The following is a 16150-nucleotide window of genomic DNA, read 5'->3' as shown; positions in this document are numbered from 1 at the left end:
AGGCCCCGCTTACGGTCTGAGCTCATGAGCGAATACAGCCAGTCCTCTTATGCGCAAACCGCACCGCCCTCACATTCCGCCGGCGCCCCGAACCATGGTGCGGCACCGGCAGCGCCGTCCAAGAAGATCGCGATCTTCGCGATCGTCGGCTCGGTCATCGCACTGGTCGGCTCCATGGTGAACTGGGTGATCTCCGACGCCGAGGGCGCCACCGGGGGCATCAAGGGCATCGACGGCGACGGCATCATCACGCTGATCATCGCCCTGGTCGCGGCGATCCTGTTCATCGCCGCCATGGCCACCAAGAAGGCGGCGCTCTACCTGGTCGGCGGCGTTCTGGGGCTGGCCATGGCGATTGTCGCGGTCATCAACATGGCGGACCCCGAGCGACTCCTCGTCCAGAAGCTGACGGACGAGGAGGGGGTGTCGAAGGAGGTTGCCGAGAAGGCGGTGGACCAGGCCTCGAAGCTGTACGACATGACCGCGGGACCGGGGCTCTACATGGTCCTGGTCGGCGCACTGATGGCCCTGGCCCTCGGCATTCTCGGCTTTATGAAGTCCCGCGCCGCCCGGTAATCCGAAAAGACCGGTCGCATTCGGCGACCCAACTCAGCGGCCATCTCCGGCGATCATGCTCGATTGAATTCCGACCGGAGCCGCAAAACCCCAAGACGCCCGCTTTTTGACCGCACGGGGGGCCAAAAAGCGGGCTTTCGGGTTTCCCCCGGGGAATTCCCGGCCGGGGCCCTGCCGCCACCGATGACCGAACGCCCGGCCCGCCCCCCTTGATTAGAGCGCACTCCAACGGCTTGGCTGATCCTCATGGAGTACACGCAGCTCGGACGCACGGGTCTCAAGGTCAGCCGTATCGTCCTCGGCACCATGAACTTCGGTCCGCAGACGGAGGAGGCCGACAGCCACTCGATCATGGATGCCGCGCTCGACGCGGGCATCAACTTCTTCGACACCGCCAATGTGTACGGCTGGGGCGAGAACAAGGGTCGCACCGAGGAAATCATCGGGAGCTGGTTCGCCAAGGGCGGCGGGCGGCGCGAGAAGACGGTCCTAGCGACCAAGGTGTACGGAAACATGGCCGCCGAGGGCGAGCCCTGGCCCAACAGCGACAAGCTCTCGGCCGTGAACATCCGCCGGGCCGTGGACGCCAGCCTCAAGCGGCTCGGCACGGACTACATCGACCTCTACCAGTTCCACCACGTGGACCGCTCCACCCCGTGGGACGAGATCTGGCAGGCCATCGACGTCCTCGTACAGCAGGGCAAGATCGTCTACGCGGGCTCCTCCAACCACGCGGGCTGGCACATCGCCCAGGCCAATGAGGCCGCGGCCCGCCGTGGCTCGTACGGGCTGGTCAGCGAGCAGTGCCTGTACAACCTGGCCGAGCGCCGCGCCGAGATGGAGGTCATCCCGGCCGCGCAGGGCTACGGCGCGGGCATCATCCCCTGGTCGCCGCTGCACGGCGGGCTGCTCGGCGGAGCGCTCCGCAAGGAGCGCGAGGGCGGCGGTTCGCGCAGCACGTCCGGACGCAGCGCCGACGCGCTGAAGAACTCGACGGTGCGCGATCAGATCCAGCGGTACGAGGACCTGCTGGCCAAGCACGGCATCGAGCCCGGCGAGGCGGCCCTGGCCTGGCTGCTCACCCGGCCCGGGGTCACCGGTCCGATCGTGGGTCCGCGCACGGCCGAGCAGTTGGCGTCGGCGGTACGGGCGTCGGAGCTGAAGCTGGGCGAGGAGGTGCTGGCGGAGCTGGACGAGATCTTCCCGGGTCCGGGGCCGTCACCGGAGGCGTTCGCCTGGTAGCCGAGCGCGAGAGCCATGGGGGTGTGGGCCACGGCTCACACCCCTCCTTCTCAGCCTCCGAGGGCGGCCGCCGCGGCGACGACGACGAGAATCAGCACCAGCGCGCCGCTCATGATCATGTTTCTGGTCTTGGGGTCCACACCTCGAGATTAGCCGGACCGCTCAGTGCCCCAGCGGCCAGGCCGCCACCACCTCGTAGCGCGGCTGCTGCCCGGGGACGCCCGGGGCGGGTGGATGGCTGCGCACCAGGCTGAGCTCGCCCACGGTCCACTCCCGGCCCGCGAAGTCCATGAGCCCGTCCACGTACGGCGCGAGGCTGGTGGTGGAGCCGTGGTGCGGGGAGCCGTGCCCCGAGGAGCCGTGGTGCGAGGAGCCGTGGTGCGAGGAGCCGTGGTGCGGGGAGCCGTGCCCCGAGGAGCGGGCGCGGGCGCGGGCGATGGTCAGATGCGGGTGGTACGGGCGGTGCCGGTCCATCGGGACCCCGGCCCGGCGGCCCCCCGCCTCGGCGGAGTCGGCCAGCCGCCGCAGGGCCTCGCTGTCGCCGTCGACGCCCACCCACACCACCCGGTCGTCGAACCGGCCGCCGCCCGCGAGTCGCAGCTCATGAGGGTGGTGCCGATGGGCGGCGCGGGCCAGCCGGGTGTGCAGCTCGGGCAGTACGTCCTCGGCCACCTCACCGAAGAAGGCGAGCGTGAAGTGCCAGCCCTCCCGCTCGGTCCACCGCAGCCCGTCCGCCCCCGGCAGCGCCCGGAGCGCCTTGACCCGCGCGGCCAGCTCGGCGACGGCCGCCTCCGGCGGCAACACGGCGGCGAAGAGTCTCATCCGCCCAGTCTCCCGCACCGGAGGTTGGGAACTCAGCCTCTCCGGGGGTTGGCAACTCAGCCCGGGCCGCGCGGGAAGGCGCTCTGCCCCTTTGGCCCCGCCCTCGCCGACCTCGCCGACCTCGCCGGGGTTCCGCCCCGACCCTCGCCGGGGTTCCGCCCCGACCTCGCCGGGGTTCCGCCCCGACCTCGCCGGGGTTCCGCCCCGACCTCGCCGGGGTTCCGCCCCGGACCCCGCTCCTCACACGCCGGAGGGGCCGAGTTGTGCGCAGCCTGGTGGGTTCAGGCCGTGGCGGCCAGCGGCTTCTCCTCTTCCGGCTCCGTCTCAGGCGTGCGCGGCACGAAGATCACATGCGGGTGGCCCCGGCGCAGGTCCAGCTTCAGCCGCAGGCCGCCGGCCCGGACCAGGATCAGCCCCACCGCGGCCGCGGCGGCCGCCGAGATCAGACCGCCCGCGGCGAAGCCGATGCGGGCGCCGTAGGTGTCGGTGACCCAGCCCACCAGCGGGCCGCCGATCGGCGTACCGCCGACGAAGACCATCATGAACAGGCTCATCACCCGGCCCCGCATCGCGGGATCCGTCGCGAGCTGGACGCTGGAGTTCGCGGTCACGTTGAACGTCAGGCTGAAGATCCCGATCGGCACCATGAGCGCTGCGAAGAGCCAGAAGTACGGGGTGGCCGCCGCGACCATCTCCAGCACGCCGAACATCAGCGCGGCCCCGACCAGCAGCCGCCGCCGGGCCACCACCCGCCGGGCGGCGAGCAGCGCACCCGTCACCGAGCCGATCGCGATCAGGGTGTTGAGCAGGCCGTACGTGCCCGGCCCGGCGTGGAAGACATCGTCGGCGAAGGCGCTCAGCCAGATCGGGAAGTTGAAGCCGAAGGTGCCGATGAAGCCGACGAGCACGATCGGCCAGATCAGATCGGGGTTCCCGGCCACATAGCGCAGCCCCTCCCGCAACTGCCCCTTGCCGCGCGGCGCCCGCTCGACCTTGTGCAGCTCGCTGGTGCGCATCAGCAGCAGCCCGATGATCGGGGCGCCGAAGGAGACTCCGTTGATCAGGAAGGCCCAGCCGCTGCCCACGGCGGTGATCAGCACACCGGCGACCGCCGGGCCGATCAGCCGGGCGGACTGGAAGTTCGCGGAGTTGAGACTGACCGCGTTCCGCAGGTCCTTGGGGCCGACCATCTCGTTGACGAAGACCTGGCGGGTCGGGTTGTCGACGACGGTGACCATACCGAGCAGGAACGCGATGAGATAGACGTGCCAGACCTGTACATGCCCGCTGAGGGTGAGGGCGGCGAGGGCGAGCCCGCACAGCCCCAGCGCGGTCTGGGTGAAGAGCAGCAGCCGGCGCCTGGGACATCGGTCCGCGATGACCCCGCCGTAGAGACCGAAGAGCAGCATGGGCAGGAACTGCAGCGCGGTGGTGATGCCGACCGCGGTGGAGGAGCCGGTGAGACTCAGGACCAGCCAGTCCTGGGCGATCCGTGACATCCAGGTGCCGGTGTTGGAGATCATGGCACCGGTCGCGAACAGGCGGTAGTTGCGGATCCTCAGCGAACGGAAGGTCCCGCCGCCCCGCGTGCGTCCCGCGCCGACGGCGGGTGCGGGGTCGGATACGGAGATTCCCGGTGTTCCGGGGGTTCCGGGGGTTCCGTGAGTTCCGGGGCTTCCCGGGTGACCAGGCGTTCCCGGGTGACCAGGGGTTCCGGAGATTCCCGGGGTTCCGGAGGTTCTCGGGGTCCCGGGGGGTCCGGAGGTTCCGGGGGATCCCGGGCTTCCGGGGTGTGCGGGGTTCTTCGGTGCGGGTGCGGAGTCTGCTCCGGGTCCCGTACTCAAGTGCGTTCGCCTCCTGGCTGCCTCGGGTTCGTTCTTACATGTGCGCGAGCTTCTCCAGCACGGGCGCGGCGGCGCGCAGCACGTCCCACTCGTCCTCGGTCAGCTCCCCGACCAGCTCGGCCAGCCAGGCGTTGCGCTTGCGTCGGCTCTCTTCGAGCATGGCCTCTGCCCGCTCGGTCGGCGAGACGACTTTCTGCCGCCGGTCCTCCGGATGCGGCTTGAGCCTGACCAGTCCCTTGGCCTCCAGCAGCGCCACGATGCGGGTCATCGACGGCGGCTGGACGTGCTCCTTGCGGGCCAGCTCGCCGGGGGTGGCGGAGCCGCACTGGGCCAGCGTGCCCAGGACCGCCATCTCGGTCGGGCTGAGCGATTCGTCCACCCGCTGGTGCTTGAGCCGCCGCGACAGACGCATCACTCCGGACCGCAGGGCACTCACGGCGGCCGCGTCGTCGGGCGGCGCCTCCGCCTGGTGCTGGGGGCGGGACAGATCCGGCATGGTCTTTAGCATAACTCATTACCTCGTCTAATGAAAACCCTGGTTGCGCCCTTATTTCTATTTCACCCGAACGAGTGAGTTGACTCCGGGTAGTGACGTACGGCGGCACGCATGAGCGCCCAGGACCACGGGGGTCCGGGGCGCTCAGTGCGGAACGCTCATGCGCCAGGGCGCGGGGCGGCATGACGTACGTCAGGGACTGGACGACGACTCGGCTCAGGCCGGGCCGGGCTCGGCTCAGGCCGGACCAGGCCAGACTCGGCTCAGGCCGGGCCGGGCTCGGCTCAGGCCGGACCAGGCCAGACTCGGCTCAGGCCGGGCCGGGCTCGGCTCAGGCCGGACCAGGCCAGACTCGGCTCAGGCCGGGCCGGGCTCGGCTCAGGAGACGCCCGGCTCGGCTCAGGAGACGCCGAGTGCCTGTTCGATCGGGTTGAGCAGGAAGTACACCAGGAAGCACAGTCCCACCGCGCCCAGCAGCCACGGGATCTCCCGGGTCCGCCGGGTGGCGATGCGCAGCAGCAGGAACGAGAGGACGCCCAGCCCGATCCCGTTGGTGATGCTGTACGTGAACGGCATCGAGATCATGGTCAGGAAGGCCGGGATCGCGATCGTGGAATCGCTCCAGTCGATCTCCTTGACGTTCGCCGCCATGATCAGGAAGCCGACGACCACCAGCGCCGGGGTCGCGGCCTGCGAGGGCACCACCTTGGCCAGCGGGGTGAAGACCAGCGCGAGCAGGAAGAGCACGCCGGTCACCACGTTCGCGAGCCCGGTGCGCGCGCCTTCCCCGACGCCCGCCGTTGACTCCACGAAGCAGGTGTTGGCCGAGGCCGAGCCGAAGCCGCCGCCCGCGACCGCGACGCCGTCCATCATCAGGATCCGGCCCATGCCCGGCAGCTGACCGCGCTCATCGGTCAGCCCGGCCTCCTCGCCGACGCCGATGATCGTGCCCATCGCGTCGAAGAAGCCGGACAGCAGCACGGTGAAGACGAAGAGACAGCCGGTGAGCAGGCCGACCTCATGGAAGCCGCCGAAGAGGCTGACATCGCCGACAAGGCCGAAGTCCGGGGTGTCGACCACCTTCTCCGGCACCGAGGGGATGGTCAGCCCCCACTGGGCGTCCGGGATCTGGGCCAGGGAGTTGATCACGATCGCGACCACGGTCATGGTCACGATGCCGATCAGGATCGCGCCGCGCGTCTTGCGGACGATCAGGATGAAGGTGAGCGCGAGACCGGCCACGAAGACCAGCACCGGCCAGCCCTGCAGCCGCCCGGCCACGCCCAGGCCGAGGGGGACGGTGGTGTGCGCGGAGTCGGGGTTACGGCTGACGAAGCCGGAGTCGACCAGACCGATCAGGGCGATGAAGAGACCGATGCCGATCGCGATCGCCCGCCGCAGCCCGGATGGGATCGCGTCCATCACCCGCTGCCGCAGCCCCGAGGCGACGAGGATCATCAGCACCAGGCCCGCGAGCACCACCATGCCCATCGCGTCCGGCCAGCTCATCTTGGGCGCGAGCTGGAGCGAGACCACGGCGTTGATGCCGAGTCCGGCGGCGAGCGCGATGGGGACGTTGCCGATGATCCCCATGAGCAGCGTGGTCAGGCCCGCGATCAGGGCGGTGGCGGTGACCAGCTGGCCGTTGTTGAGCTGATGCCCGAACTTGTCCGTACCGGCCCCGAGGATGATCGGGTTCAGTACGACGATGTAGGCCATCGCAAAGAACGTGGCCAGTCCGCCCCGGATCTCCCGGGAGATCGAGGAACCACGCTCGCTGATCTTGAAGAACTTGTCGATGCCGTTGGCGGGGGGAGTCGGAGCCTGCTTACTGGCGTCGACCGGCGCGGTGGCCGAGGGGGACATGAAGGACCTCAGTGTGCGTGAACATCAACGGCGGGCCCTTTGGACGATCGAACGAGACATTCCACTCAGACCCAGAAGTATTCAGTATGAAACTATCAAGGTCCGATCGCCAAACCGGTCCCGACGAGTCCTCCTATGAGGCCTCTGTGAGGTCCGGCACGACCCCGGCCGGGCCCATGACCGGCCCCCTTAAGCTGTGGCCATGACGAAGTGGACCCCCAAGCACGAGGCGCCGGAGCCCCTTGAGGGCAATGTCGTGGCCACGATCACCGGCGGCACGATCGTGTGGTTCGTCCTCTTCCTTGCCCAGCTGCCCTTCTACGGCTGGTTCCACGAGCACGGACATCTGTGGTGGCTGTGGACCTGCCTGGCCGGCGGCGGCCTCGGACTGCTCGGCGTCTGGTACGTACGGGCCCGGGAGGCGGCGATCCGCCGCGACTCGCGAAACGGCGACGCACGGACGGCTGACGCGCAGAACGGCTGACGCGCAGAACAGCCGACCCACAGAACGGCCGACGCCCAGAACAGCCGACACGCAGAACGGCTGACGCGCCCCCGAGCGCGCACAATGCGGCACCCGCGACGGCGCGGCGCCGGGCCGTCCGACGTCCGCCGTTCCCGGCAGCGGCCCGGCGCCCTGGCCTGGTGCGCGGGCGCGCTCCCCTCCTCGTGACGCACCCGCTCACCCGTCCGTGGTGCGCACAGAAAGATGAGGGCTCCGCCGCGGGGACGCGCGGGCGGAGCCGGATGGGCCAACTGTACGATCTTCACGGGCCGTTCACAATGTTGCGGAAGCCTCACGACGGGCACTTTGTTCGGGAACTACCGTCTTGTGGTCGCCAACTCACCAGTAATGTGAGGGATATGACCGGTAACCGCTTTCGTGCCGATGAAATCGACACCAGCAAGCCGCACTCGGCCCGCATGTATGACTACTTCCTGGGCGGCAAGACCCACTACGCGGTCGACACCCACGCCGCCGAACAGGTCGAGGCCGTCTGGCCCGACGTCAAGCCGTGGACCCGTGCCAACCGGTCATTCATGCACCGCGCGACCCGCTGGCTCGCGGGCGAGGCGGGCATACGGCAGTTCCTGGACATCGGCACCGGCATCCCCACCGAGCCCAACCTCCACCAGGTCGCCCAGAAGACCGCCCCGGACTCCCGGGTCGTCTACGCGGACAACGACCCGATAGTGCTGGCCTACGCACAGGCGCTGTTGCTCTCCACGCCCGAGGGCCGCACCGCCTACATCCACGCGGACGTCAGCGATCCGGAGGGGATCCTGGCCGCCGAGGATCTGAACGACACCCTCGATCTGTCCCAACCGGTCGCCCTGTCGCTGAATGCGATCATGCACTTCATCGCGGACGAGCAGAAGCCGTACGAGATCGTGCGCCAACTGGTCGAGCCCTTGGCCTCGGGCAGCTATCTCGTGCTCTCGCACGGTGCGCTCGACCCCCGCCCCGGGGTCTCGGACGCGGTTACCAACCTCTACCGCAGCAGCGGCATCCATGTGCAGGGACGCACCCAGGAAGAGATCCTTCCGTTCTTCGACGGGCTGGAGCTGATCGATCCGGGCGTGGTGATGCCGCACCGCTGGAAGCCCGAGAACGAGCAGGCCAGGGCCGAGGCGGAGGCCAAGGAGCTGTGGATCTTCGCGGGCGTGGCACGCAAGCCCTGACCGGGACGGGCCTTGCCCCGAGGACGCGCCTTGCCCCGGGGACGCGCCTTGCCCCGAGGAACGGGCCTCACCCCGAGGAACGGGCCTTGCCCCGGGGCAAGGCCCGCGCACACCCCGTACGCGCGCGTCCGTCAGTCGAACCAGCGGGCCCGCGCCAGCTCCTCCGTACGGGTCAGATCCTCCAGCAGGGCCGCCACCTCGAACCGGCGCGCCCAGTGGCCTGCGGCCCAGGACAGACCGGCCGCGACGCCCTCGACCGTCGAGGCGTGCAGGGTGCCGTCCACATACCGCCAGTCCAGCTCGATCTCCCCCGTGCCCTCGCCATCACCCGAGCCCTCGATCAGCAGCTCCTCGTGCTCGATGTACGACAGCGGCGCGCCCGGGAGGAGTTCGCGGACCGCCTCGGGCACCTCGTGCGGATCGCCCTGTGAGATCACCCGCGCCCGGTACGCCTCGCTCAGCCGCCGCACCTGGAACAGCTCAGCCAGCTCCGCCGCCCGCGTGGGCCGTACGGGCAGCAGCGCCCGGCCGTCCGCCTCGGCCAGCGGCATCAGGTCCGGGGCGTCCGCGACCATCGCCTCGCCGGCGTCGACCACCGTCGGCTCACCGTCCACGACGGCGCGCAGCTCGTCCGGCAGGGTGACCTGCTCGGGCTCCAGGTCGGCCAGCTGCCCGTAGATGGCGTGCAGCTGGGCGGGGGTCACCTCGCGGTCCGGGTCGGAGAGGCGGGCCAGCAGCTCGGCGGCGCCGCCCGGCTCGTCCAGCAGCGCGGCGACGGAGGTCCGTACGCCCAGCGCCCGCAGCACCTGCTCGTCCTCGAACCCGGCCGCGTCCACCGCCTCGTACAGCCCGGCCAGCAGCGGATCGCCCCCGGCCGCGCGCAGCCCGGCGGGGCGGCGGCCGTCCAGTACCGGATGGCCGCGCAGCCACCACGCGGTGTACGAGCGCACGATCTCCGTCGTGCCGTCCGGCAGCAGCACCCGCACCGGCGCGGTCAGCGCGTCGCGCAGCGGCGGCTGGGCGAGCATGGTGAGCGCCCGCGGCCAGGCGTCGTCGTCGACCAGGTCCAGGTCGCGTACGGCCACGATCTCGGTGGCCACCGGCGGCACCGGCGTCTCCGGCAGCCGGTCCAGCACGTCCTCGCACCACACGTCGACGGCGTCCAGCACACCCACGTCATCCGGTTCGGTGTAGTCGCCCTCGCGCGGCTCCAGTTCATCCGGGTCCAGCACCACATCGGCGGCCCTGACCAGCGTGAAGCCCGCCAGCACACCGACCGCGGCGAGCGGCTGCTCACCCCAGCGCTCGGCCAGCTCGGCGTCGCACGCGGCCAGTTCGCCCTCCCGCATCACCTGCTCGAAGGCGCTGCCGGGGAGGACCAGCTCACCGGCCGGGGCCAGCTCACCGTCCTCGTCCGGGAGGGCGAGCGCGGCCAGCCACGGCTCGTCGCCGGGTGCCAGCCGGGCCTGCTGGACCAGGCCCAGGACGGTGTCGGCCAGCGTGTCGGCGTCCAGCGCCGCGCCCAGGCCGCCCTCGCCCTCCGCCGCGAACGGGTCGTACTCGTCCTCCCCCTCCAGCGAATGCGCGACGGCGGTCCGCACCTGCGGGGTCGTCAGCACGGCGCGGGGCGTGGCGGGGGTCGCGCCCAGCTTCTCCAGCAGCGGATGGGCGGCGTCCGGATGTGCAACTTTCAGGCCGAGGCGGGCGAGGGTGCGATGCGTATCGCTGACCGCGGCGCCGCGCTCGGGGGTCCGCGCGGGCGCGGCGGACTCGGCGATTCCGGCGGACTCGGAGGTTCCGGCGGGTCCGTGGGTTCCGACGGGCCCGGGGGTTCCGGCGATTCCGGCGGGCTCGGCGGGCTCGGGGGGCTCGGTGGTCATGGCGGACCCGGCAGACCCGGCGGTTCGGGCGGACTCGGCGGTTCGGGCGGACTCGGCGGTTCCGATGCTGTCCAGGCCGTGCAGCTCGCCGCCGCTGTCCAGGCCGTGCAGGCTGTCCAGGTCGCCGTCGGCCTCGCCCGGCAGCGGCAGCAGTACCTGCCGGGGCCCGATCGTCGTCCGGCCGTCCGCCAGCGGCACCGGCAGTCCGCTGAGCCGGTCCGGGTCGATGCCGCCCAGCGAGTCGTACAGCCGCCGCCACCAGGCCGGGGCGCGTTCCACCCCCGCGAGCCGGTCGATGAGCTCGCCCAGCGGCACCCGGGCCACGCCCAGCACCCGCAGCTCCGAGCGGCGCTCAAGACCCGCGGGCAGCAGCGTCGGGAACAGCTCGGCCAGCACCTCCACCGTCTCCGCGCCCGCGCCCTCGACGATCTCGGCGTCCCGGGGCCGCAGCGCGTACGGCTCGCCCTCGGCGCCGCCGCGCGCCAGCACGTCGTCGTCCCAGTCGGCCGGGGCGGGCGCGGACGGGGCGGCAACCGGCTCCCCCGCCGCGGGGCCGCCCTGGGCGGCGTCCGGGCCGAGCGCCTCCGGCGAGCCGAGCCAGCCCGCCACGGCCTCGGCCACGGCCGCGTCCTCCGTGCCCACTCCCACCGCCGGGGCGGCGGCGCTGGGCAGGAACGGCACCCTCGGCAGCCGCTCCAGCACCCGCTGGCGCAGCTCCCCGTCCAGCTCGCCCCGGCCCAGCTGGCCCGGGACCAGGTCGATCGAGCCGACCGAGACCGGATGCCAGTCGCGCAGCAGCGTCGCGTACGCCTCGGCCGCGCGGTCCAGCAGGAAGTCCGTGAGCGGACCGGGGGCGGTGTGGCGGCGGGTGGGCTCCAGCGGGAAGGACGCGATCAGCAGCGCGGGCATGCCCAGCGGCTCGTCGGTCGGCGTCGGGGCGTGGACGACCGGGGCGGTCGCGGGCCGCGTCGGCGCGCCCTCCGCGTCCACCGGAACCGCCCAGGTCACCGACCACACCGGACGCAGCCGCTCCTCCACCGGGCGGCCGGCCAGCAGCTCCGGCTCCAGCCGCCCGCCGACGCTCTCGGTGCGCCAGCGCCTCGTACCGCGGGCGCCGCTGTCCTCGACGACGGTGTACGGGCCGTCCTGGCGACGGCGCAGCGTCCGGGTGCCCTCGACGGTCTCGACCACGACCTCGGCCAGGCCGGGGAGGGTGAGCAGCAGCGCGTCGTCGATCCCGGCCAGCAGCCGCTCCGCCACGTCCCAAGCGGCGCCGTCGCGCAGCGGCAGCACCACGACGGTGTCGTAGCCGTCCGGGGCGCTCCCCTCGGCGGGCAGCGGCAGCCGCAGCAGCGGGACGTGGCCGTCGCGGCGGCGCAGCTCCTCGGCGAGGCCGGGGCCGCCGGCTGCGGCGGCGGCGCGCTGGGTCAGCTCCCGCGCCTCGGCCAGCGACCAGCGCACGCCGCCGGTACGGCCCACGACCGCGGGCTCGTCGCTCACCGCGAGCACCGCCGCGAAGCCAACGCCGAACCGCCCGACCGCGCTCTCCGGCTCGTCCCGCTTCGCCGACGCCCGCAGGGTGGACAGCGACTCGACACCCGCCGCGTCCAGCGGCGCCCCGGTGTTGGCGACGGCCAGCACGGCGGGCTCGCCGTCGGTGGCCGGCCGCAGGGTCAGCCGCAGCCGCCCGGGGACCCCGGCGCGGGCGGCGGCGTCCGCCGCGTTCTGGGCCATCTCGACGACCAGCCGGTCCCGGTGGCCACCCAGCGCCAGATCCTCCTCGGCGTTGGCGTCCTCCCGGAACCGGGCGGGCGACGCGGCCCAGGCGTCCAGCACGCCGCGCCGCAGCCGCGCGGTCCCGAACGGGTCCGCGTCCTCGGTCGCGCCTCGCACCATCGCCGTGCTGCTCACGTCTCGCCTCCGGAAGTTCCTGGTCGGGGTCCGTCCTGCGCCACGGCGCCACACCGCCGAGTCCCCCGCGGTGCGGATCACCCCACCGCGCTCGCCGTTCCCTGACGTGCCGCCCTTGCTAGCCGCGAACGTACCGCTATCCGCCCCCAAACGACGCCCCGGGCCCCACACAACCGGATTCTCCCCCTCACCTTGAACCCCACGGAGCCCGCCCCACCGGGTCCCCGCACGGCATACGGGCCGGAGCCGCTCCCTCCACGCCGCGGTGGTGGGCACCCGGGGTGCGGCCGTGGCCGGGATCCCGGGGGCGGTCGTGGCTGCCGCCCCGGGATCCCTGGACGGCCCCGGGCGGCCCCGGCCGGACCCCAGCCAGGGCAGGCGGCCGTCACTCGGCGGGGCCGCAGCTGCCGGAGGGCCGGGGCCCCGGCGCAGCGGCGCGCTGGAACACGCGCCTCCGCCGAGGCGGGAGCGCGCGGCCGCCATCGCGGCGAGCACGCACCGGGCGGCGGCCCCGGCGCCGCCGTCGTGCAGTGACGGGCCCCGGGGCCGCCGTTGCGCAGTGGCGGGGCCAGGGGCGGCGTTCCGTAGCGGCGGGCCCCAGGCAACGCAGCCAGGGGCGGCGTTACGTAGCGGCCTGGCCGGGACGGCGGTACGTAGCAGCCCGGCCAGGACGGCGGTACGTAGCAGCCCGGCCGGGACGGCGGTACGTAGCAGCCCGGCCAGGACGGCGGTACGTAGCAGCCCGGCCAGGACGGCGTTATGCAGCGGCTTGGCCGGGGCGGCGCGAGGCGAGCCCCGTAGGGTGCCTCAGCTGTGGCCGAGTTCCTCTGGGGGTGTGTCCGGCTCGACGGAGCCGCTCGTGCGGTCCGGGTGGAGGGGGAGGGGTTCGACGACGGTTTCGTCGACCACGGGTTCGGCCGGGCGGGGGGGCTTGGGCATGACGGCGGCCTCGGAGTGGGCGCCGCAGCCGTAGGAGAGGGAGACGACTCGGCCGTCCGCCGGGCTGAACTCGTTCGCGCAGACTCCGAACGCCTGCCCCAGCGAGCCGCCGAGGGCCACCAGGAAGCCGCAGCTCGCGCAGGTGCCGGGGGCCGCCTGCGCCATGGGGGTCTTGGGGCCGTACGCCTCGTCCCAGCGGTCGGCCGCGACGTGGAGGCCGTAGCGGGACAGCACCCGGGCGCGGCGCATGCCCAGTTCCTCGGCGACGGCCGCGATCGAACCGGTCGCGGGCGTGGCGGTCTGTGCCGCGGGGGCGCCGGCCGTCACATCGGCCTCCTCCACCGCCGCGAGCTGTTGCATCTCCTCCGAGACCGCGGAGTTGGGCGGCGGGGCGTCCTCGCCCGAGTAGCCGGGTTCCAGGCGCAGGTCCTCGGCCTCGGTGGGGAGCAGATCGCCCGGCCCCATGTCACCGGGGCGCAGCCGCTCGCTCCAGGGCACCCACTCCGGCGCGAGCAGCGCGTCGGGCCCGGGGAGCAGCACCGTCTCGTCCAGGGTGACGGCCTTCGCGCGGGAGGCGCGGGTCACCGTGACCGCCCAGCGCCAGCCGCGATAGCCCGGCTCGGGGCTCTCGAAGAGATGCGTGACCACGCGGTCGCCGTCGGCGACAGCGCCCAGATACTCGCCCACCTGCCCCGGACGGGCGGCTTCCACGGCCGCCTCGCGGGCGAGTTCGACCGCCTCGGCGCACAGGCGGTCGGGGGTACGGCTTCGCATCGCACTCACAGGATCGATTCTCTCTTCCACGCCGTCGCAGCCGTCTGACCTGGTGCGCCAGCCGTACGGCCGTCGCGGGACCGCGGACGGAGCGGACCATGGGGCCGCGTCGACGTCCGCGCCCATCCGGCCTTCGGGCGCACCTTGTACGTCCCATTCTGCGGGATGGCTACTCGGCACACGGCCAGGAACGACCCTCGGTGGCGCGGTTACGCACGCTACCTTGTCCGGCCGCACCGGCCCTACCCCCGTCTCATCCTCACCTCCCGCCACGGCGCCGTACGCCCCCTCCCCGCCCGCCCCCGCGAAAGCGCATTTCCGCTGGACAGCGGGGTGTTACCGGTCTCCGCCGACGGCGCCGCCATCCGGAAAGCCGTCGAAGGTCTGACGCTTCGGCCGCTTGGGCTGCACCATGGTCAGGTGGCAGGAACGCGGTGGTACGGCGACGGCTCGACCAGGAGGTCGGGCCGCTGGATCGTCCACGCGCTCCGTCTCCCCTTCGCGCTCCGCCTCCCTTTCACCGCGGCCGGGCGGGGCATCCGCCGCGCCACCCATGCCCACGGGGCCGGCGAGTCGGGGCTCGGCAAGCTGATCGAACTGCACGCGGTGAACTCCGCCGGCGACATGCTGATCACCGTCGCCCTCGCCTCCACGATCTTCTTCTCGGTCCCGACCGACGAGGCCCGCGGCCGGGTCGCGCTCTACCTGGTCATCACCATGGCGCCGTTCGCGCTGCTCGCCCCCGTCATCGGCCCGTTGCTCGACCGCATTCCGCACGGCCGCCGCGCGGCGATGGCGGGCGCGATGCTGACCCGCGTGGTGCTCGCGTTGACGATGGCGGGCGCGGTGGCGGGCGGCGGGCTCGAACTGTATCCGGCGGCGCTGGGCGTGCTGGTGGCGTCGAAGGCGTACGGAGTCGTCCGTTCCGCCGTCGTGCCACGGCTGCTCCCACCCCACTTCTCCCTGGTCAAGGCCAACTCCCGGGTCACCCTGGCCGGTCTGCTCGCCACCGGCGCGGCGGCCCCGCTGGGGGCCGGGCTGCATCAGATCGGGCCGAGCTGGCCGCTGTACGGGGCGTCCGTGATCTTCCTGCTGGGCGGATTCCTGTCGTTCACCCTGCCGCACAAGGTGGACTCCTCGAAGGGCGAGGCCAGGGCGCAGCTGACCTCGGGACAGCGCCATCTGCATCTGCCGGTCACGGTGCGCAAGCCCAAGGCCAGGGTCGGCGGGGCCCGGGCCGCCCCGGCCGGTGGAGCCGCCTTCGGCGGCGGGGACAGGTCCGGCTTCTCCCGGATCGCCTTCCCCAGGTCCGGCTTCTTCAGGACCGGCTTCTCCCGGATCACGCTCCCCAGGTCCGGCTTCTCCCGGGTCGCCTTCTGGAGGGGCCGGTCCCGGCGGCCCGGCCTCCGTACGGTCGGTCCCTCCGTGCTGCACGCCCTGCAAGCGTGTGCCGCGCTGAAGACCCTGTCCGGGTTCCTCACCCTCTTTCTGGCCTTCCTCCTCCGCGACCAGCCGCTGGGCGGACTCGGCCCCGAGATCTCGCTCGGCCTCGCGGCGGTCTGCGCGGGCGGCGGCAACGCGCTGGGCACCGCGATCGGCGCCTGGCTGCGGGCGCGCGGCCCGGAACTGATCATCGCGGTGGTGCTGAGCTCCGCCCTGGGCGTGCTCATCGTGTCGGCGGCCCTCTACGGCGCGGTGACGGTGGCCGCCGTGGCCGCCACCGCCGGGATCTCCCAGGCGCTGGGCAAGCTGTCGCTGGACGCGCTGATCCAGCGTGACGTCCCGGAGGAGGTCCGCACCTCGGCGTTCTCGCGCTCCGAGACAACGCTCCAGATGGCGTGGGTCCTCGGCGGCGCCATCGGCATCGTGCTGCCGCTCCACGGGGTGCTGGGGATGGCGGTCGCCGCGGCGGTGATCGCGCTGGGCACCGCACTGAGCGTCCGCGGCCTGCTGAGCGCCTCCCGGCAGGGGGCGCCGTATCCGCGGGTGGCGTGAGTTCCGGGGCTACGGGTGGCGCGAGTCCTGGGGGCTACCGGAGGCGCGAGTTCCGGGAGCTACCGGTGGCATGAGTTCCGGGGACTACCGGAGGCGTGAGTCCCTGGCGGGACCGCCGTCTG

At 72.6% G+C, this 16150-nt stretch carries 11 protein-coding genes; 5 read left to right on the top strand and 6 right to left on the bottom strand.

Going from position 1 to position 16150, the window contains the following annotated elements:
• Window positions 1-24: 24 nt before the first annotated feature.
• Window positions 25-576 carry a hypothetical protein gene (locus tag LIV37_RS28415; RefSeq protein ID WP_020870530.1) on the top strand — a complete coding sequence of 184 codons (552 nt, stop codon included), beginning with the start codon at window positions 25-27 and terminating at the stop codon, window positions 574-576.
• 246 nt (window positions 577-822) lie between these two features.
• Complete coding sequence (locus LIV37_RS28410; RefSeq protein ID WP_020870529.1) at window positions 823-1818, top strand: aldo/keto reductase; 996 nt, start codon at window positions 823-825, stop codon at window positions 1816-1818.
• A gap of 162 nt (window positions 1819-1980) precedes the next feature.
• On the opposite strand, the gene thpR is transcribed toward LIV37_RS28410, so the two are convergent.
• The 4 genes from thpR to LIV37_RS28390 form a co-directional block, all read right to left on the bottom strand.
• On the bottom strand, window positions 1981-2640 hold the full coding sequence (gene thpR, locus LIV37_RS28405) for an RNA 2',3'-cyclic phosphodiesterase (RefSeq protein WP_020870527.1): 660 nt from the start codon (window positions 2638-2640) through the stop codon (window positions 1981-1983).
• A gap of 281 nt (window positions 2641-2921) precedes the next feature.
• Entirely contained in the window at window positions 2922-4271 is a 1350-nt protein-coding gene (locus tag LIV37_RS28400; protein WP_243146285.1) for an MFS transporter, read from the bottom strand.
• A 247-nt stretch (window positions 4272-4518) separates the two neighbouring features.
• Window positions 4519-4980, bottom strand: a complete 462-nt coding sequence (locus LIV37_RS28395; protein WP_020870525.1) for a MarR family winged helix-turn-helix transcriptional regulator — start codon at window positions 4978-4980, stop codon at window positions 4519-4521.
• Between the two features lie 399 nt (window positions 4981-5379).
• On the bottom strand, window positions 5380-6846 hold the full coding sequence (locus tag LIV37_RS28390; protein ID WP_020870524.1) for an NCS2 family permease: 1467 nt from the start codon (window positions 6844-6846) through the stop codon (window positions 5380-5382).
• Between the two features lie 202 nt (window positions 6847-7048).
• Between LIV37_RS28390 and LIV37_RS28385 the strand changes: the two genes are divergently transcribed.
• Together LIV37_RS28385 and LIV37_RS28380 are read left to right on the top strand one after the other, a co-directional pair.
• The gene (locus tag LIV37_RS28385; RefSeq protein WP_020870523.1) at window positions 7049-7330 is read left to right on the top strand and encodes a DUF2530 domain-containing protein; all 282 of its coding nucleotides are present in this window, start codon (window positions 7049-7051) and stop codon (window positions 7328-7330) included.
• 380 nt (window positions 7331-7710) lie between these two features.
• The gene (locus tag LIV37_RS28380; RefSeq protein ID WP_020870522.1) at window positions 7711-8529 is read left to right on the top strand and encodes an SAM-dependent methyltransferase; all 819 of its coding nucleotides are present in this window, start codon (window positions 7711-7713) and stop codon (window positions 8527-8529) included.
• 131 nt (window positions 8530-8660) lie between these two features.
• Here LIV37_RS28380 and LIV37_RS28375 read toward each other — a convergent pair whose 3' ends face one another.
• Entirely contained in the window at window positions 8661-12305 is a 3645-nt protein-coding gene (locus LIV37_RS28375) for a sacsin N-terminal ATP-binding-like domain-containing protein (protein ID WP_214663870.1), read from the bottom strand.
• An 822-nt stretch (window positions 12306-13127) separates the two neighbouring features.
• A complete protein-coding gene (locus LIV37_RS28370) occupies window positions 13128-14033 on the bottom strand; it encodes a DUF3027 domain-containing protein (RefSeq protein WP_020870521.1) in 906 nt (301 codons plus the stop codon).
• Window positions 14034-14453: 420 nt separating this feature from the next.
• Here LIV37_RS28370 and LIV37_RS28365 point away from each other — a divergent pair, with 420 nt between their 5' ends.
• Window positions 14454-16028, top strand: a complete 1575-nt coding sequence (locus LIV37_RS28365) for an MFS transporter (RefSeq protein WP_121825217.1) — start codon at window positions 14454-14456, stop codon at window positions 16026-16028.
• The last annotated feature ends 122 nt before the right edge of the window (window positions 16029-16150 follow it).

The organism is Streptomyces rapamycinicus NRRL 5491 (assembly GCF_024298965.1).
Taxonomy (GTDB): domain Bacteria; phylum Actinomycetota; class Actinomycetes; order Streptomycetales; family Streptomycetaceae; genus Streptomyces; species Streptomyces rapamycinicus.
Note: the sequence above shows the minus strand (reverse complement) of the source record. Positions and strands in the feature narration are given on the sequence as shown.

What these genes read in the sequence shown, in the direction of transcription:
- thpR (WP_020870527.1), bottom strand. Translation starts at nt 2,640, where the DNA reads ATGAGACTCTTCGCCGCCGTGTTGCCGCCGGAGGCGGCCGTCGCCGAG.
- LIV37_RS28390 (WP_020870524.1), bottom strand. Translation starts at nt 6,846, where the DNA reads ATGTCCCCCTCGGCCACCGCGCCGGTCGACGCCAGTAAGCAGGCTCCG.
- LIV37_RS28410 (WP_020870529.1), top strand. Translation starts at nt 823, where the DNA reads ATGGAGTACACGCAGCTCGGACGCACGGGTCTCAAGGTCAGCCGTATC.
- LIV37_RS28370 (WP_020870521.1), bottom strand. Translation starts at nt 14,033, where the DNA reads ATGCGAAGCCGTACCCCCGACCGCCTGTGCGCCGAGGCGGTCGAACTC.
- LIV37_RS28415 (WP_020870530.1), top strand. Translation starts at nt 25, where the DNA reads ATGAGCGAATACAGCCAGTCCTCTTATGCGCAAACCGCACCGCCCTCA.
- LIV37_RS28380 (WP_020870522.1), top strand. Translation starts at nt 7,711, where the DNA reads ATGACCGGTAACCGCTTTCGTGCCGATGAAATCGACACCAGCAAGCCG.
- LIV37_RS28375 (WP_214663870.1), bottom strand. Translation starts at nt 12,305, where the DNA reads ATGGTGCGAGGCGCGACCGAGGACGCGGACCCGTTCGGGACCGCGCGG.
- LIV37_RS28395 (WP_020870525.1), bottom strand. Translation starts at nt 4,980, where the DNA reads ATGCCGGATCTGTCCCGCCCCCAGCACCAGGCGGAGGCGCCGCCCGAC.
- LIV37_RS28385 (WP_020870523.1), top strand. Translation starts at nt 7,049, where the DNA reads ATGACGAAGTGGACCCCCAAGCACGAGGCGCCGGAGCCCCTTGAGGGC.